General features: G+C 68.3%; 20 protein-coding genes and 2 pseudogenes. 7 read left to right on the top strand and 15 right to left on the bottom strand.

What is annotated here, in order from left to right; all coding sequences use genetic code 11:
* Positions 1 to 12: 12 nt before the first annotated feature.
* The 4 genes from HY68_RS01775 (at position 13) to HY68_RS01760 (ending at position 2,361) form a co-directional block, all read left to right on the top strand.
* Positions 13 to 552: a CinA family protein gene (locus HY68_RS01775; protein WP_041994984.1), complete on the top strand. Its 540-nt coding sequence runs from the start codon at positions 13 to 15 to the stop codon at positions 550 to 552.
* Between the two features lie 109 nt (positions 553 to 661).
* Positions 662 to 1,045 carry a helix-turn-helix transcriptional regulator gene (locus tag HY68_RS01770; RefSeq protein WP_041983699.1) on the top strand — a complete coding sequence of 128 codons (384 nt, stop codon included), beginning with the start codon at positions 662 to 664 and terminating at the stop codon, positions 1,043 to 1,045.
* Positions 1,046 to 1,208: 163 nt separating this feature from the next.
* Positions 1,209 to 1,679, top strand: a complete 471-nt coding sequence (locus HY68_RS01765) for a DNA starvation/stationary phase protection protein (protein WP_041983697.1) — start codon at positions 1,209 to 1,211, stop codon at positions 1,677 to 1,679.
* A gap of 445 nt (positions 1,680 to 2,124) precedes the next feature.
* The gene (locus tag HY68_RS01760; protein ID WP_041983696.1) at positions 2,125 to 2,361 is read left to right on the top strand and encodes a helix-turn-helix transcriptional regulator; all 237 of its coding nucleotides are present in this window, start codon (positions 2,125 to 2,127) and stop codon (positions 2,359 to 2,361) included.
* A 6-nt stretch (positions 2,362 to 2,367) separates the two neighbouring features.
* On the opposite strand, the gene HY68_RS01755 is transcribed toward HY68_RS01760, so the two are convergent.
* The 6 genes from HY68_RS01755 to HY68_RS01740 all read right to left on the bottom strand — a co-directional run bounded on the left by HY68_RS01755 (position 2,368) and on the right by HY68_RS01740 (position 5,789).
* Positions 2,368 to 3,492 carry a methyltransferase domain-containing protein gene (locus tag HY68_RS01755; RefSeq protein WP_241778455.1) on the bottom strand — a complete coding sequence of 375 codons (1,125 nt, stop codon included), beginning with the start codon at positions 3,490 to 3,492 and terminating at the stop codon, positions 2,368 to 2,370.
* Positions 3,493 to 3,524: 32 nt separating this feature from the next.
* Positions 3,525 to 4,490 carry an ATP-grasp ribosomal peptide maturase gene (tgmB, locus tag HY68_RS01750; RefSeq protein ID WP_041983692.1) on the bottom strand — a complete coding sequence of 322 codons (966 nt, stop codon included), beginning with the start codon at positions 4,488 to 4,490 and terminating at the stop codon, positions 3,525 to 3,527.
* A complete protein-coding gene (gene tgmA, locus HY68_RS01745) occupies positions 4,490 to 4,795 on the bottom strand; it encodes a putative ATP-grasp-modified RiPP (RefSeq protein WP_241778454.1) in 306 nt (101 codons plus the stop codon). The genes tgmB and tgmA overlap by 1 nt, the downstream gene beginning before the upstream one ends.
* A gap of 186 nt (positions 4,796 to 4,981) precedes the next feature.
* Positions 4,982 to 5,149 (bottom strand): hypothetical protein, encoded by a 168-nt coding sequence (locus HY68_RS42565; RefSeq protein WP_157874275.1) that lies wholly within the window; start codon positions 5,147 to 5,149, stop codon positions 4,982 to 4,984.
* The gene (locus tag HY68_RS42560; protein WP_157874274.1) at positions 5,146 to 5,316 is read right to left on the bottom strand and encodes a hypothetical protein; all 171 of its coding nucleotides are present in this window, start codon (positions 5,314 to 5,316) and stop codon (positions 5,146 to 5,148) included. The genes HY68_RS42565 and HY68_RS42560 overlap by 4 nt, the downstream gene beginning before the upstream one ends.
* Complete coding sequence (locus HY68_RS01740) at positions 5,313 to 5,789, bottom strand: hypothetical protein (RefSeq protein ID WP_041983690.1); 477 nt, start codon at positions 5,787 to 5,789, stop codon at positions 5,313 to 5,315. Before HY68_RS01740 ends, HY68_RS42560 begins: the two co-directional genes overlap by 4 nt.
* Before the next feature lie 132 nt (positions 5,790 to 5,921).
* On the opposite strand from HY68_RS01740, the gene HY68_RS01735 reads away from it, so the two are divergent.
* The 3 genes from HY68_RS01735 to HY68_RS41775 all read left to right on the top strand — a co-directional run bounded on the left by HY68_RS01735 (position 5,922) and on the right by HY68_RS41775 (position 7,758).
* Positions 5,922 to 7,133, top strand: a complete 1,212-nt coding sequence (locus tag HY68_RS01735; protein WP_041983687.1) for a helix-turn-helix transcriptional regulator — start codon at positions 5,922 to 5,924, stop codon at positions 7,131 to 7,133.
* Positions 7,099 to 7,542, top strand: coding sequence for a GNAT family N-acetyltransferase (locus tag HY68_RS01730; protein WP_041983685.1), 444 nt, complete (start codon positions 7,099 to 7,101; stop codon positions 7,540 to 7,542). The genes HY68_RS01735 and HY68_RS01730 overlap by 35 nt, the downstream gene beginning before the upstream one ends.
* Before the next feature lie 63 nt (positions 7,543 to 7,605).
* Positions 7,606 to 7,758 (top strand): hypothetical protein, encoded by a 153-nt coding sequence (locus HY68_RS41775; protein WP_241778453.1) that lies wholly within the window; start codon positions 7,606 to 7,608, stop codon positions 7,756 to 7,758.
* A gap of 54 nt (positions 7,759 to 7,812) precedes the next feature.
* Here HY68_RS41775 and HY68_RS01725 read toward each other — a convergent pair whose 3' ends face one another.
* The 9 genes and pseudogenes from HY68_RS01725 to HY68_RS43395 all read right to left on the bottom strand — a co-directional run.
* Positions 7,813 to 8,082 (bottom strand): hypothetical protein, encoded by a 270-nt coding sequence (locus tag HY68_RS01725; protein ID WP_041983683.1) that lies wholly within the window; start codon positions 8,080 to 8,082, stop codon positions 7,813 to 7,815.
* A 1-nt stretch (position 8,083) separates the two neighbouring features.
* Positions 8,084 to 8,452, bottom strand: coding sequence for a hypothetical protein (locus HY68_RS01720; protein ID WP_241778452.1), 369 nt, complete (start codon positions 8,450 to 8,452; stop codon positions 8,084 to 8,086).
* 53 nt (positions 8,453 to 8,505) lie between these two features.
* On the bottom strand, positions 8,506 to 8,820 hold the full coding sequence (locus HY68_RS01715) for a hypothetical protein (RefSeq protein WP_041983681.1): 315 nt from the start codon (positions 8,818 to 8,820) through the stop codon (positions 8,506 to 8,508).
* Positions 8,821 to 8,871: 51 nt separating this feature from the next.
* Positions 8,872 to 9,159 (bottom strand): peptidoglycan-binding protein, encoded by a 288-nt coding sequence (locus HY68_RS45990; RefSeq protein ID WP_277816773.1) that lies wholly within the window; start codon positions 9,157 to 9,159, stop codon positions 8,872 to 8,874.
* A pseudogene (locus HY68_RS01710) lies at positions 9,142 to 9,684 on the bottom strand (glycoside hydrolase family 25 protein); the annotation flags it as partial. The gene HY68_RS45990 and the pseudogene HY68_RS01710, both read right to left, overlap by 18 nt.
* Entirely contained in the window at positions 9,684 to 10,511 is an 828-nt protein-coding gene (locus tag HY68_RS01705) for a hypothetical protein (protein ID WP_041983679.1), read from the bottom strand. The gene HY68_RS01705 and the pseudogene HY68_RS01710, both read right to left, overlap by 1 nt.
* Before the next feature lie 71 nt (positions 10,512 to 10,582).
* Positions 10,583 to 11,125, bottom strand: coding sequence for a hypothetical protein (locus tag HY68_RS01700; RefSeq protein WP_041983676.1), 543 nt, complete (start codon positions 11,123 to 11,125; stop codon positions 10,583 to 10,585).
* A gap of 45 nt (positions 11,126 to 11,170) precedes the next feature.
* On the bottom strand, positions 11,171 to 14,593 hold the full coding sequence (locus HY68_RS01695; protein WP_041983674.1) for a hypothetical protein: 3,423 nt from the start codon (positions 14,591 to 14,593) through the stop codon (positions 11,171 to 11,173).
* 59 nt (positions 14,594 to 14,652) lie between these two features.
* Positions 14,653 to 16,768: pseudogene (locus HY68_RS43395) on the bottom strand (hypothetical protein); the annotation flags it as partial.

The following is a 16,768-nucleotide window of genomic DNA, read 5'->3' as shown; positions in this document are numbered from 1 at the left end:
CTCGTCAACGATGTGTGGGGCGGCGAGCGGACCGGCGGGGAGCCGACCGGGGCGGCGCGGGTGCTGGCGCTGCTGGACGAGCGTGGCGGCACGCTGGCCGTCGCCGAGTCCCTCACGGGCGGTCTGGTGGCCGCGGAGCTGACGTCGGTCCCCGGCGCCTCCCGGACCTTCCGCGGGTCCGTGACGGCCTATGCGACGGATCTGAAGCGGGACGTCCTGGGCGTGGACGCGACCCTTCTGGACGAGCGCGGAGCTGTGGACCCGGAGGTGGCCCTTCAGATGGCCGCGGGCGTGCGCGGCGCACTGCGGGCGGACTGGGGCGCGGCGACCACCGGGGTCGCGGGACCCGATCCCCAGGACGGGCAGCCCGTGGGGACCGTTTACGTGGCGGTCATGGGCCCGGAAGGCAACGGGAAAGTGGCCGCATTGCGGTTGAACGGCGGCCGGACGGAAATCCGTAAAGAGAGTGTACGGAGCGTTCTCGCACTGCTCGCCGACGAACTCATGGGGAACGGGCGGGCACAGGATACGGAACAGAACGGGGGGAATTGATGTTTGCAGCCCTGAGTGAACACGACATCGCTCCCCGCACGGCCGCGGCGCGAGGCGGTACGGTGGGGCGTGAAGGATGCGGCTACGCGGTCCGAGGAGGGAGCCACCGATGATTCTGCTCCGTCGCCTGCTGGGTGACGTGCTGCGTCGGCAGCGCCAGCGCCAGGGCCGTACTCTGCGCGAAGTCTCCTCGTCCGCCCGGGTCTCACTCGGCTATCTCTCCGAGGTGGAGCGGGGGCAGAAGGAGGCATCCTCCGAGCTGCTCTCCGCGATCTGCGACGCGCTTGACGTACGGATGTCCGAGCTCATGCGAGAAGTGAGCGACGAACTGTCGTTGGCCGAGCTGGCAGCGTCGGCAGCGGCGAACGAGCCGGTGCCTGCGCCAGTACGCCCAATGCTCAATTCTGTCCCTGTGACGTCGGTGGCCGGGGTGCCGACGGAGCGGGTGACGATCAAGACGCCAAAAGAGGCGGTGGGCGTCGCCGCCGCCTGACGGTGGCGAGCCATCCCTGACGTTCGGAAGAGGCCCCGGCCGGTACGCGCGTACCGGCCGGGGCCTTCTTCGATCCTGAATGCCCGCTTTGTGGCATTTGTGTCATGGTGGGAAGGGCGGCCGATCACATCGCCGCCACCATCCACGTGACCAGGAGGACCACATGTCTGTGGTGAAGAGCGCGCTGCCCGAGGAAGACCTCAAGCTGGTCGGGGAGGCGCTCCAGGGTGCCCTCGTGGACCTGATCGACCTCTCCCTGATCGCCAAACAGGTCCACTGGAACATCGTGGGCCCCCGCTTCCGCTCCGTACACCTCCAGCTCGACGAGGTCGTGACGACGGCCCGCGGCCACTCCGACACGGTCGCCGAACGCGCGGCGGCGATCGGCGTGACCCCGGACGGCCGAGCAGCGACGGTGGCATCCCAGAGCGCCATCGCCCCGGTCGCGGACGGCTGGATCAAGGACGAGGACGCGGTACGCACGCTGGTGGACGCCCTCGGCGCGGTGATCACCCGCATGCGCGAGCGAGTCCAGTCGACGGACGAACCGGACCCGGTGACGCAGGACATCCTGATCCAGGTGACGGCGGACCTGGAGAAGCACGCGTGGATGTTCCAGGCGGAAAGCGCCTGACCAGGTCAGAGCCTTGCAGTGCCCCTGACCAGGGTCGGAACCCTTCTTCGTGGTCTTCGTCGCGTTCAGCGCTTTACTCCAGATCGGGTAATCCACGCGTAAGACGAGTAATCCTGGAGTAATAAATGGGCCCCCTGGAGGGCCCAAAAAACGGCCCCCCGGCGATGAGCCGGGGGGCCGTTCGGCGACCAGAGTTCCGTCATCTGGACGGGTACCCCTTGCACAGGAAGGCACCTCCAGTCGCCAGCTCGCCGCCGGCGGGTCCTCGCGGAGGCCGGCGTCGATGCGGCGGCGGGGTCTGGGCCGAAGCATCAGGTCTGTGTGTCGTGCATGCGTCACGTTCCAGGACGTCAGTAAATATGTATGCGGTTGCCGGTAATGCATGATCACGAAAATTACCCAGACAGGTAATGACTTCTAGTCATGATCATTCCAGCGTGAGCGGATGCCGCTCGACCCGCTGCCCGCTTGGGTACTCCCGCTCCGCCAGGTCATCGGCATCCGCATCCGAGACGCACGAGAAGCGGCGAACCTGACACAGCCACAGCTCGGGGAACGAGTCGGCCGCGACGTCAAGACCATCCACCGCATCGAGCGCGGCACGTCCGACCCCAAGCTCACCGATCTCCTGCTCATCGCTGATGCGATCGGAGTACCCCTCGCGGATCTCGTTCGGGAGTAGCCGCGCCTAGAGATCCCAGCGCCGACCGTCTCCGACGTACCACGCCTGCATGCCGCCGTCGGGATCCCGAGTAAGACCGAACTCGGTCTGCTCCGGGCGCCCGTGCTCGCACCACCATGCCCACGTCGCCTCGACCTGGCGCCACAGCTCGGGACTACCGCCGTACGCCACAGTGCCGCCGCCGAGAGGCGCCCGCGCCCAGGAGCCGTCAGGCATCTGCAGCTGCAGAGCCGTACTCCCATCGTCATCGAGGTGGTAAACGAGCTCCGCAGACGGCAGGACGAAGCCGAGCAGGAGCCGGAATGCGTAGTGGGACCGGATGTCGGCGGCGGTGACCGTCGTCGGCCGGATCTTCACCTCCGGCGCGTACGGCGCCCGGGCGCGCGCCGGGTACGCCAGTGCGCTGCTCCGTGCCGGCATGAAGCGACCGGCCGTCTCCGTGTACCGACCGCGGGCAGTACCGTCCGACTCCAGCGAGAAACGAACGAGCCCGCCCTCGAGCCCTCCAGCGATGTCGGCGAGAATGAATCCGCCAGGCCGGGTCGCGTCGACCCAGGCGGCGGGGAGCTCAGGCACCGAACAGGTGGCAATGATCCGGTCGAACCTGTCGTTGCTGCTCCAGCCGTTCTGGCCGTCGCCGACGTCGAGCTGCGGCGCGTACCCGATCTCGGCAAGCCGACCGCGTGCGGACCGCACGAGCTCCGGGTCGACATCGATCGAGTGCACCAGGCCGTCGCCGAGCCGGGCGCAGAGCAGCGCGGCGTTGTAGCCCGTCCCCGTACCGATCTCCAACACCCGCTGACCATCCGACAGCAAGAGCTCCTCCAACATGCCGGCCATGAGGCTGGGCTGGGTACTGCTCGACGTCGCTACTCCGGTCCAGGCCCGATCTCCGACTTGCTCAGCGGTCTCGGGGTCCAAGGCGGTGACGAGTGTGGCGTCGCTGTACACCGCGTCCAGCCACAGGACCGGGTCCGTGTCGTCGCGCTCGTTCCAGACGGCGATGCCGCGCTCATCGGTGGTCTGCTCGTACCAGCGCGGCACGAAAGCGTGTCGGGGGACCGACGCGAACGCCGCTGTCGAGGCCGGCGTCTGGAGCGCGCCGGCCTCCAGCAGCTCGTCGACGAGCACGCCCAGGCGCTGAGGCACGTCGTGAGTCACGGTCATGAGGCCACTCCTTGAAGTTCGTCGGCGAGGGCCTCCACGATCGGAAGGCCCGTCGCGTGCTGGATCCAGTCCCACTGACCGCAGGGATTGATCTCCAGAAACGTCCACGTACCGTCTGGGCCAACGACGAAATCCAGCGCGCCGTACCGCAGGCCGAGCGTGGCGAGCAGCCGGGTCACGCCCGCCGCGACAGCCCGAGGGCACTCCGCCGCGACGTATGTGAGGGAACCGTAGTCCGTACGCCAGTCCTCATGGGCGGCGTCGCTCCCGGCATGCACCTCGGCAGCGAACATGAGGTCACCGACGACCGTGAGCCGCACTTCGTGCGACTTGTCGACCCAGGCCTGGAAAAGGTGAGCGGTGCTGTCGATGCCGCGCAGGTCGACCAGGTCCTCGCTGTTGAGCCGCTTCGAGTAGACCGCGGTGAGCTGGTCGCCTTCGATGAAGACGGGCGAGGCGATCGGCTTGCAGACCACGCTGCCCGGGATCTCCGCGGCGAAAGCCCGTACGGCGTCCGGGCGGTTGGTGATGAGCGTCGGCGGGATCGTGAGCCCGCATTCCCGCGCGGCCGCCAGCTGCACGGGCTTGTACTCGGCGCGCGCCATCGCAGCAGGATGGCTGACCCACCGGCACCCGTCCAGCGCCGTGATGATCCCGCCCAGACCAGCGCGCGCCTGCGCGGCAGCGAAGCGCCGCTCGGGCCCCGACATCTCCGCCGGGAACGTGAAGGGCCCGGGCGCCCGGAAGTACACGGCGGAGATGTCGGAGAGATCCAGGGTCCGGGTCCCGGTGAACAGTCCACCCACCCACGGCTGCGTCTGGTCGATCCGCGCGGCGACCGAGAGGCGCTGCGGGAAGTCTCCGGTGTCCATGCGGAACACGTCAGCTCCGCGCATGGTGAGCTGCTTCACGACTCGGTCGGTGGGCCAGTCGTCGCGGGCAGCGATGACGAGGATGGACATCAGTCCTTGGTCCCCTCGTCGAGCGGCGGCGGGTTCTTCACGTTGCCGTCCGGCACGGTCGGGCTGTGGGTTTTGGCCATGCAGGTGACGAAGTCGCCGTCCAGGGTGAGCGACATCTGCAGGGTCTCGTCGTAGACGGTCTCCGGAACCACGCTGGCCTGCTCGGAGTCCGGTACGCGGGCGAAGCGGAGGATCCACGGCCGGCTGGTGGGACCGGTGGCTGTCTCGGCGGTGGCCGGGAAGTGGCCGCCCTCGGGCCCGACCGGGAAGCTCTCTCGGGGATGCGCGACAGTCGACATCGACATGGGTGGTTTCCTTCTTTCGGATCGGATGGGTGGCCCGCCTGCTGCCGACGCGCTTCCGGCGCCGGGTCAGCAGCAGACGGGAGTCAGAGGGTGAGGTCGTGGACGCTGCATGCGAGGAGCAGCAGGCCGACCAGCAGGAGAAAGCCGAAGCAACTCGGCTGCGCCAGCGTGGCGAGGCAGGACCGGTCAGTCACCGGCCGGCTCCGCCGGGTGGGGCTCGGCGCCGGCGAGGTCCGGCGGCGTGATCGGCGGTCCGTGCCAGAGCAGCGTCACGCCATGCTCAGGGCAGAACGCCTCGACCTCGGTCTCGTAGGGGAAGGTGTGGATGCCGTCCCGGGTCGCGCACCAGGTCATCGCGCAGCCCGTTCCGCCCGGCGCAGCCTCGCCCCGTCCTCGCAACGCTCGTCGCTGGCGTTGCACGGCACGCACTCGTTGGTGTGGTCCAGGAGGGCCATGTACGCCGCCCGGTGCTCCGGAGTCATCTCCCAGTAGGCGACCGGTTTGCTGGTCGAATTCGTCATCGGCACGGCACCTCCAGACGTGACGCTCCGACGCGCAGCAGCTCGGCGACGACCGGCGGCGTGCAGAGCGAGCCGACCTGTACGGGCGGTACCGCCCAGTGCACGCCCGGAGGCGCCGTTCGATCCACGCGCGGGACTCCCAGCCAGGCGCCGCGGCCGAGGACGGTAGCCAGCGGCGACAGCCACGTCTCCGTCGTCTGCGGCGGCACCAGGGCGTAGAACCAGCTGTGGGGGTCCCGGATCACCGGGCCGTCGAGGATCTCCGCCAGGGTGCTCGTGACGGCGTCCTCGACGGAGCTGGCGGCCATGGCGTGCACGAGCTCCTGCGGCATCCGCACCGCGTCGAACGCGGCGCCCAGCGGCAGCATCGCCGGACGGCCATCCTGCCAGTCGATGCGAGCGGTCTCGGGATCCCGGAGTAAGGAGGCAAGCCAGCGAGAAGTAGCGGTCTCCATCGGTGGGTTCGCGGACACGAGTTTCTCCCTGCAGCTGACTACTTCCGGTGCATACGAGTAGCGTTTCGGACACAGCCCGTCATGCACAGAGGCGTCGCGTCCGCTCCCGTCCGCAGCACTGCGGACAGAGCGGACAGCTCGGAGAGACCGATGAACGAAACCTTCGGCGAAGCACTACACCGCTTACGAGGAAGCCGCTCCGTCCGCGACGTGGCCCTGCTGGCGAACTGCAGCAAGAGCCACGTCTCAGACCTGGAACGCGGACGCCGCCGCCCCACGCACGACATCGCCGCTGCCCTGGACCACGCACTCGACGCCGACGGTGAGCTGATCGCCCTCGCGGACATCGCCCCCGACGCAGACCCCCTCGCGCAGGCTGACGCGCTACAGCGCAGCCTCAGCGAGGCATTCGCCGCCGGCCCCCTGTCCGGAGCCAGCCTCGACGAGATCGACTACACCGTGGCCCGGCACGGCAGAGCCACCCGGTACCGGCCCGACGCCGAACTGCTCCCCGAACTCCTCGCCGACTTCGGCGACCTGCGCCTGATGCTGACGGGCCGCCAATCCGCCCCGACCCGCACACGTCTGATGGTCGCCACCGCGCGTATGGCTGGCCTCATGGCCCTGACCCTGCTGAAGCTGGGCGACGACCGCTCGCGCGCCTGGTGGCGCACCGGGCGCCAGGCGGCGGCCGCAGCAGAGGACCGTGCCACTCTCAGCTGGATCTACGCGCAGGAGGCATACCAGCTGTACTACGAAGGCGACCTCCAGGGCGCCGTCGAACTCGCCTGCCGCTCCCAGCACCTGGCCGGCGGCCTACCCTGCGCCGGCCCTGCGCTCGCCGCACCCTTGGAAGCGCGAGCTCACGCCCAGCTCGGGCACCCAGAATCCGCAGCCGCAGCACTGCACGCGGCAGAGGTGGCCCTCGGGCGGCTCCCGGTGCCGGACCAGACGTCATCGGCGTTCGGGTACTCCGAGTCGCAACTCCGCTTCCACAGCGGCAACGCCTGGACACACCTTGGCGTCACGAATCGCGCTCACGACGAACAGACTCGCGCCCTGGAGCTCTACCCGACGTCGGACTTCATGGACCGGGCGCTGATCCACCTCGACCAGGCCATGTGCCTGGCGGCCGACGGGGACCCAGCTGCGGCCGCCCAGCACGCCACGAACACTGTCGTCGACCTGCCACCCGCCCACCGCTCGCAACTGATCATCTACCGCGCCCGCGAGGTCGCAGCTAGGGTGCCAGAGGCACGAGCGGTGTCAGAAGTGCGGGTGCTGCGCGAGGTGTTGGCGCTGCCCCCCGGCGAGAGGGACAGCAGTGGTGGAGATCAGCCCGGCAACCGAGGCAGACGCTGAGGCCATCTCGGAGATCCTCGGCGAGATCGAGGAGTACTACGGTGGCCAGCCGACCCCCGGGGACGCGGCGCAGATCCGCGCCGCGCTCTTCTCCGACCGGCCCGCGGCCACTGTCCTCCTGGCGCGCGACGGCGACGAGGTCCTCGGCCTCGCCTCCTACTCGTTCCTCTGGCCGGCCGCTGGCGCCGACACCTCGCTGTACCTGAAGGAGCTGTACGTCCGCGAGGGCGCCCGTCGCCACGGTGTCGCGCGGAAGTTCATGTCGGCGCTCAAGGAAGCTGCGGCCACGGCCGGCTGCACCCGGATCGAGTGGACAGCGGACAAGGACAACCCACCGGCCCTGGCCTTCTACGAGGCGCTCGGAGCCGAGCCTCGCGGCGGGAAGGTCTTCTACCGGGCCCAGCTGTAGGCTCCGTGAGGTGGCGAAACAGATCAAACTCTCTCAAGAACTGATCGAGCTTGAGCGTGCAGCGTGGGCCGAGCAGCAGGCCTGACCGGCACCGTGCCGACCGCGCTCGCAGTCCAGACCGCCGTCACTGAGCACGCCAAGGTGACTGAGCAGCCGCGCCTGGACGTGGAGATGGCTCTCAAGCGGGCCGTGCGCCACCCCGAACTCGACGCCTGACCCTGGACGCACGAAAGCGCCCCCTCCCGGCCCGAAGGCCAAGAGGGGGCGCGTTCATCGCCAGGGTGTGAGGTCGAGGTCGGGCGGCGGATCCGGTACCGGGCCGGCCGCCGTGGTGGTCTCGACCTTTCGTGCCCACTTCAGCAGGTCCAGCACGAATGACGTCGTCAGCTTCCGTTGGGCGCGCTCGTCAGCGAGGTCCTTCCTCAGCTGGTCGGTGATGGTCGTGAAGTCGGAGCGCCTGTTGGCGGCCCGTGACTGGGTCCACGTCGTCAGGCCGACCAGCGCTGCGACTCCGGTCGCGGTGATTGCCGCCAGGTCCACGTCACTGCCTCTTTCTCAGGTACGGCGGCAGCGGGTCATCCATGCCGGAGACCCAGACGATTCCGAGCGCGAACCCGACCCATCCGCAGGCCGACCCGGCCGCCGCCGGATACGACGTCACCGCAGCTATCGCAAAAGCCGTCCCCCACAGAGCGGCCGGTGTAGCGAGGGCGGTGAACCCGCCTGCCTGCACCCGCGGACAGCGCCGCACCACCCCGGACACCACGGCGATCACGCCAGCCGCGACCCACAGCCAGCCCAGCACCTCCATGGACACATGGCGGGTGATGTCGTCGAGGCTCCGGGTTGTGCCGTAGCGCGGGTTCGCGAGGATCCCGATCCCTCCATACCCGGCCCAGCCCAGACCCACGGTGACGAGGAACGCGCGGCGGCGGCTCAGGCCGTTGCCAGCCGCGGGCCACATCAGGCTGCAGGCGGCAGGGCACGCCCGCCGTTCGTCGACGTGGCCCGCTCGATCCCCGGCGCGATTCCGCCCGGCTTCCACACCGTGTGGTACGCCACGCCGATAGCGACGGCCGCGAGGAGCACGCAGGTCACGATGCTCTTGCCCGTGAAGCTTCCCGCGAAGTAGGACGAGCCGAGGCCGTCACCGGCCGCGACGAGCAGCATGAAGATGGTCTTGATCGCGCCGGACCAGCGAGGCTGGTTGACGACCGCGATCACGGGTGGCAGGACGAAGCCGATGGCGGATGCCCAGAGTTCGGCGTTACTGATCATGAGGTGATCCGTTCATCCGGAGGGGGAGCGTCGGCGGCCGCCGACGCCGGGTCAGACCTTGGGGACCTGAAGCGCCGCCCACTGGAGCGGCCCGAACCACCCGTCAGCGAGGCCCCCGTTGTCGCCGAGCTTGTGCTGCCACCGGCGGACACTCTCGCGATCGACCGGCGTCCACTGAGGCCCCGGACCGCTCGTGTAGGCGCCGCAGCCCACCTCGACGAGCCGTCGCCCCATCGCCGTGACGATCGGCGACCGCGGCGACGTCTTGAACCAGGCGGTCCCGGGGAACGGCTCGAAGGTCGGCGGCGGAGTGGTGTCCTTCTCGGCCCAGGCGCGCAGCGCAGCCTTGTCGGCGAACGCGCCGCGGTTCGTGTCCAGCGGCTCGTCGGTGTACTGGTGGAACAGCCACTTGCCCTGGATGCGCGGCTTGCCCGCCGTCACATAGTCAGCGATCCACAGCGCGTCGCCGGCCTGGCCGGTCTTGTCGCGGTTCAGCCAGTAGTCGCGGTTCGAGTAGAGGCCGACGCGGTGGTCGAATCCCCGCAGCCTCTTCACCTCCGCCAGGAACTGGTCCTTCGCGGCGTTCGAGACGCCCGGGTCCTCCCAGTCGGCCCACAGCGGGTCGCCGGCCAGCGACGCCGCCTCCTCGACGAAGCGCGCCGCCTGCTCCTTCACGCTCCCGGGCCGCAGGAAGTGGTAGAAGCCCACGACCAGCCCCTGGGAGCGCGCGTGCGCGGCCTGGAGCGCCATCCGCGGGTTGGTGTACGAGAGGCCCTCGGTCGCCTTGACGAAGGCGAAGGCCAGCCCGCTGGTAGCGAAGGTGGTGCTCTGGTACGACGAGACGTCGACACCCTTGACGGTCATCAGATCTCCTTTGCTGCGCGCCAGGTCTGGAACGCGGTGACGAGCGCCTGGTCGACGTCGGTCGGCGTCGGAGCGGGCGTGGGGACAGGGGTGGGGGCGGGACTGGAGAGCGGGACGAACAGGGTGGCGTCACCGTCCTCCCCGAGGAGGCGGCCGAAGTCGTCGAAGCTGAACCAGAAGCTCCCGTCGGCGCCGAAGGACGTCCCCCAGGAGTTCCGGGCGCCGACGAGCTGCTGCTCGGCGTCGATCGCGTACACCAGGAACTCGTGTCCGCCGCGCGGCTGGCCGCTGATCTCCACGAGGCCAGCGGGGTTCGGGGTGTCGAAGCCCTCGTACCAGCTCACGCCCACGATCAGGGGAGTCGCGGCCAACGCTCGGAGCGCGGTGTCGAGGGAGAAGGCGTGCTGGTACCCGGCGATGAGGCCGACCTGCTGAGCGGCCTTGGCGACGGCGACGCCAGTGGAGCCGGTGTCGGTGGGCGGGTAGGTGCCGTGGATGTCGTCGAGCTTCGTTGCTGCCGCGTACAGGGCGACTGCCTGGGCCTCGTCGGCTGTCGCGTCACCGGTCGGCCGGGGCGGCACCTTGGCCGGGATCGCGGCGTAGAGCGGGTCGGAGCCGACGTACCCTTCGGCGGCATTCCCGGTGCAGGACCCGCGGTCGCCCTGGTCGAGGACCGGGATGCGCACGCTGTGGGTGGCGCTGGTGTACCTGCTCGGCAGCAGGTCCTCAGACACGGCGTACGCGCGCGACCGGGGGTCGTGCTGGACGTGGCGGCCGAGCCGACCGCCACGGTCGCTGGGATGCTCGTCGAGGAAACGGACCTTCACGAGGCCTCCTGGGCATGACGAGAGCCCCGCCGGGAGGGCGGGGCTCGGGGGAGTGGGGGGCAGGTCAGGCGTCAGGCGTGAACCCACATGCAGAGCATCGAGCAGTTCTTTCCTGCCGCGACGTCAGCAGCGGTCGAGAGACTGCCGCCTGAGTTCTGGGCGCCGACGACCTCGACGTAGTCGCCCACCGCGAGCGGGACGATGATCACGGAGCCGGTATTGACCGTGGCGTGGGCTGACGTCACGGGGTTGGCCTGCACCTGGCTGCCGCCGGCGATCGTGGTGCCGTTCTTCGCGTACGTCACGATGCGCTCGTCAGTCGCGTTCTGCAGCCAGGTGACACACCCGAACAGCAGGTAGAAGCCCGCTACCTGGCAGACGTATCGAGACGTGTTGCTGGTGGTGGAGTGGCCACCGTCGGTGTCGATGATCTCGACGTCCAGCGTGAGCGGCGCCCCGGTCGTACCGGTTGCGACTGCCTGCGCGGTCGCCTGGTAGCCGAAGAACATGGGAGCGCCGTTCGACCCGGTGCCGGCCAGAAAATCGCCCAGAGCCTTGATCGTCGCGTTGAACAGGGCGCCGGTGATGAAGTTGCCCGGTGACTCGGACGGCATGACGGGAACAGTGCGGGCCACGGCAACTGCCTCTCTTCTGGCTGATCAGTAGGCGAAGGCGACAGCGTCGAAGACGTTGCCGTCCCAGGTGGTTGGGTCGGTCGTCCCGGCGGGGAGGGACTCGCAGATCACGTCGGTTGTCGTGTGCGCCTTGGTCGTCGCGGCGGTGAGCGTGAGGGTCGCGTTCGTCCAGCCGGGACTGGTTGCGCCGACGGCGAGGACCGTCACGGTCTCCGCGTTGGCTGTGCCTTGGCCGAGGGTGAGCTGCTGGCCGGCCGCGAGCTGCGTGCGGAGCGGATTGACCGTGTCCTGGGAGGCGTTGACGCTGATCGAGGTGACGCCGGACGCTACGGACGTCCGCAGGGTCGTGTGCCAGGCGGCGAACGCGGCGTAGGGCGTCGAGTCGACCGGCGACAGCTGCAGAGTCCACGTCGCCTCGCCCTCCTCGTCCATCGAGACGGCGATGTTCTCGAGGAAGCAGTCGAGGGTGATCGGTGGGGCCCCGTTCGGCCGACGGACCACACGGACCCGCATCCCGATTTCCAGCGCCAGACAGATTGGCCAGAGGGCTGGGTACCCGGATGGGTGGAGGACAAGGGAATCAACCCTGGTCAGTGCTTTTTTGTACCGGCTCTTCAGGTAATTCGAGGCGTCCTGGCATTCAAGGGCAGACGACGAGTTGATCGTCCGTTCCAGTGTGCGCGGGAAATAGTTCTCGATGGAGAGCGGATCCTGTGCAACGAAAGTCTGTGAGGTCGATTCCTGTGTGACTGTGACGATGTTGCTGATATGCGTCGGGTCGAAATCGAGCAGGCAGTCTTCGTAAGGCCACTCGCCGTTGGCTACGTCCTCACCGAAAATATAGATCGGTTCGAGCGCGTTGTATCTGGACGACCGCGAGCGAAAAGTCATACTCCCGCTCTTGTCGACGAAGTGCTCGCCGCCCTCGGTGTCCACCACGCCTTGCAGGGCGGTGACCGCGTCCTGACCGTCGATATTCGCGGGCCCCATGCTGGTCGTCAACCCTGCCTCTACGGATGACGGCCCCTTATACCCGGAATACTTCAGGATCCTGCGATACCGGGCGTCCGTGGACTCGCCTGCACACGCCGATTTCCAGGCCCCGTAAATATTCTTGATATCGCCAGGCAGGAAGAATCTGGGGAACTCCGCGACAAAGGATACGTCTCCCTTGAAATTGTATCCTGACAGGTTTCCGGTTACTGGAGCTACCGAGCCGCCGATATTGTCTGAGACCAGCCCGACGGGAGCAACGGCGTTATTGATGCTGCCGTAATAGGCCGCAGTCGTGCCATCCTGTGAGAAAAATACCTGCTGTGTTGATTGGCTGTACCCGAAGAGCAGCAGATGCCAATCGCCATCAGCACAATTAGTTGCTCCGCCGGGGAAGACGCTAACAAACGTGCCACTCGGCCCCTGCACGCTGAGCACAGGCCTTCCGTCCGCAGCCAGCTTCAAGATGATGTAACAGTCCGCGAATGTGTTGTTGACTACCTGGCGGCCAAGGCAGATCCAGAGAACCGACTGAGCCGCAATCGTCGGGCCGGTATAGCGGAACGCAATCATCCGCGTCCAGAGAGTCGGATCGGCAGGTCCTACAATGCCCGCCTTACCGAGACTCAGGAATGTCGCCGGCGCATTGACCGCCTCCCCCGGATTGGAGTTGCTGATCGTCGCGACCGTGCCAGCTGATCCGACATACCCCCCATCGGCGTCAGTAGAAGCGATCTCGCTACCGAAGACGAACGACCCCGGGCCCTGCTTGGAGACCGCGAGCTGCGCACCAGGATTCTGGCCAGTCGCGTCCGAAGCCGACGTAGACCCCTCCGGGTCGTCCATCTTGTACATGAACCGCGGCGCGATATAGCTGATCTCCTGCGTAAGCGGATCACGCAGCTGCACCTGCGAGAGCAGGCTCAGAGCATCCACAGTGGTCGGCGCCACCAGCCCGTACGAACCGCCCGCGGTCCACGACGACGGCCAGCGTTCGACATACCCGGAGTACATCGCCTCCCACCGGCCCGGGCACGTCCACGGCGAGGACTGCATGCCGTGCTCCAACTGCCAGCCGTCGTACTGCATCGCACAAGCCGCCGCCGGCGTAGCGGCGACCAGCACGCCGACCCACATCTGCGCAGACTGAGCGCGGGCCACTCCCGAGGCCGTGAGCGTCGTCCACCCAGCCGCGGCGGCCCCGGTCAGCGTCGTAATGGTCCCGACTGACGCGCCCCCGACCTGGGCGCCGGTCGCATCGATCCAGGTAATGACAGCGCGGACCTGTAGCGACGTGGAAGCGGTGACGTTTCGGACGCGGATGGTGGTCGTGTAGCTCCGGCCCGGCTCGACGGCGGGCTGCGGAGTCTGGACCACATACGTCAAGGCCGAGCCCGCGGAAACTGCGGACTGGCCCACCACGGAACCGTGCCACGCCGTCGCGCTGGTGACGAAGGAGCCGCCTCCCGGATCCGTGCTGCTGAAGATGCTGGGACCGTCAGCGCCCACATTGATCAGGCCCAGCGGCTCACCGCCGAGGTCACCGGCGGTCGCCTGGGTCTGGGAGAGCAGGTTGATCGTGGAGGGCCACTGCGCTCGGGCCCGGTACGGCTGGTAGGGCTCGATGTGCCCGTACCAGGGCCCGGCCGAGTTCGTCGGGTCGAGTGCCCCGTCGTCGTTCGCGAGCGTAATGCCTGCCTCGCCGGCCCGGATCTGATCCAGCTCGTACTGCCGCCCACGGCTCGTCGTGAAGGCGGCACGGCTGCGCCGTGTGACGTCCACGTACCGGTCGAGCGGGGAGTCGCCGCCGTTGCAGTTCCAGAACGGGCCCCAGGCCTGTTCCATGCGCGGGAAGTTGGGGTTGTAGTCCGCGCGGCCGCCGAGCTCGGTGTTGACGTGCGCGATCCACGCGACCAGCCCACTCGCCTCGGCCGCACCGGCGCTGGTCTGCAGGGCGAACGTCATGGCCGCCGTCGACCAGGAGTAGGCCGACGACGCGAGGAGCACCCAGTTGAGGCGGTCCGCAGAGGCCTCGGCATACCAGGTGCCCGCGGATTCGCGCAGCCTCCACCATCGGTGCGCGTCCGGGTCGTATGTCGGCAGGGTCGTGGTGACTGTGGTCCCTGCCGTCTGCAGCGTGAACTTGAAGACCTTGGCTTCGACGCGGAGCGCGACCGAGTTGCTCGCGTCGACCGTCAGCTTGAAGATCGTCTTGGTGTTGCCAAGGCCGTTCGGGACGACACCGATCTGCGCCGAGATCTGTGAAGACGTAGCGTCGAACAGCCGTGATGAGCCGAAGGCGTTGGTGCTGCCCGAGGTGGTCGGCTGGGGCAGGGTAACCAGGTCGTTCAGGGTGTCGAGGGTGGCTGTGCCGGTGATGCTCGACCACAGACCCGTATCGACCGACGCTGCCGTGAATGCATCGAACAGCGTCGACAGCTTGGGGTTGGCCACCGGGCACCTCCGTACTCAGGGGGCGCCCGGTGGCGCCAGGATCAGACGGATAAGGCTGGTCAGCGCTTGTAGGCGGGATACGTCGTGGGGTTGCGCATACCCTGCTGCAACATCCCCTTCTGGACGACATCGACGAGCTTCTTCTCGGTCACCACCGACCCCTGCACCGTGATGGTGGGCGAGAAGTGCTGGTGGATGACAGGTGCCCGCATGCCGCCGGAGGCGAGTCCGGGGAGTGCCCCGTTGGCGGCACCGGTGATGAGTCCCTGGCCAGACACGGCCCCGGCGGCTGTCACCGATGAGGCGAGGACTCGGGCGGCCTTGGTGGCGTGGTGCGCGGCCGCAGCGATGCCGGCGCCGAGGCCCTGGGGGATGTACTGGCCGATGTCGGAGAAGACTTGCGAGGGGCTCTTGATCTTGAGCGCCTTTTTGATGGTCGCCGCCATCTGCTTGGCGATCTTGGCCATCTGCTTGTTGATGGCCTTCTCCTGCGACTGGAGCCCCTTCACCAGCCCCTGAGCGGACTTCACGCCGGCGCCGTACATGCTGTCCGCCACAGCGGTGCCGGTCTTGTTCGCCGCCGACTTCAGCGACGTCTGCATGCTGTTGACCTGCTTGATCTGGGCAGCTGACGCCGACGACAGGGCGAGTGCTGTCGCCCCGCCGGATTCGACGCCGGCCCCGGCGATCTGCGCGATCAGATCCGAGCTCAGCCCCTTCTTGCGGAGCTGGTCCAGCTGGGCCGCGAACGCCTTCGCCTTGGCCACCTGGTCGGCCATGTTCTTGACGACGTCGTTGCTGTTCAGGGCCCGGCTGTCGTCGGCCGCCGTGGTGACGACCGAGGTGCCCTGCATGATCCCCGAGGCGATGGACGTCTTCTCGTCGGTCCACTGCTTCTGGACCGCCGCGAGCTTCGTCTGCGCGGCCTTCAGTTTCGTGGCGACGCTGTCCCGCTTGGCAGCCAGGGACTTGAGGGCCTTGTCCTCCCTCTTGGCGTACGCCTCGAGGTGGGCGATCGTTTTGAGGTGGGATTTGACCCACGAGTTGGTCGCCCGGCCGCTCTTGGTCCTGCCCGAGGTGGAGAGGTCCGAGATCCGGTTCCGGGTCTGGATCATCAGGGTTTCGATCCGCTTGGTAGCGGTCTTGACCTTGGCGGTCGAGCCGGTGAGCCCGTCGACCAGGCCCTGGTTGACGTAGATGCCCAGTGAGCGGAACACCTTCGACGGCGAGGAGATGCCGAGGACGCCCTTGAACGCGCCGACCGCGCGGCTGCCGATGCCGCGCACGGCGGAGACCGCCGCGCCGGCCTTCTGCTGGACGCCGTGGATCAGACCGTTGACCAGGTCGCGCCCGGCGGTGACGAGGAGCGAGCCGAGCTTGCCGAGCCCCGACCGGATTCGGCCGGGCAGCGCACGGACCCACCCCAGCAGCGACTTTCCCGCGTTCAGAACGCTGTGGTAAGCGGACGTGAACCCGTTGGAGATCATTTTCCAGTGGGTGACGATGAAGCCGACCGCGAGGCCGATCGGCCCGGTCAGGATCATCAGCAGCAGCGGCCAGTGCTGCTTGACCCAGTCGACCAGCCAGCCGACAGCGGTGCCGATGCCGTGGAAGGCCGCGTTGACCATGTCGTGGAACCACTTGATGTGGCCGTACGCCCAGATCGCCCCGGCGACCAGGGCGGCCAGGCCGAGGACGACGAGCATGATCGGGTTGGCGTCCATCGCGACGTTCAGCAGCCACTGCGCGGCCGCCGTCGCCTTCTCCGCGACGGCCGTCGCGATCATCCGGACGCGCTCGACCGCCCACGCGACGGAGGACTTGATCGCCGCGCCGGTAGAGATCGCCATCTTCTTGGCGAGATCCAGGGAGGCCAGGCCGGCGGCCTTCATCGCCGTGGCCGCGCTCTTGGCGCCGGAGACGACCCCCGCCCAGGCAGCTTTCGCTCCGCTGGCCGCGAGCGTGGCCATCCGCCTGCTGAAGGTGGTCGCCGCGGTTGCGGCAGTCCGGATCCCGCTCGCGGCAGCCCGAGCACCCGTGGTGATGCCGGACCAGACGGCCCGCCCACCTGACGCCGTCAGCGACCCGAGCCGCTTGGCCGCGCCGGTGACCGCCCCTCCGAATGCTTTAGCCCCTCGGACGCCGCCGTTCCACCCCTTACGGAGCGCCCCGCCG

This window comes from Streptomyces sp. AcH 505, assembly GCF_000818175.1.
Taxonomy (GTDB): Bacteria; Actinomycetota; Actinomycetes; order Streptomycetales; family Streptomycetaceae; genus Streptomyces.
Note: the sequence above shows the minus strand (reverse complement) of the source record. Positions and strands in the feature narration are given on the sequence as shown.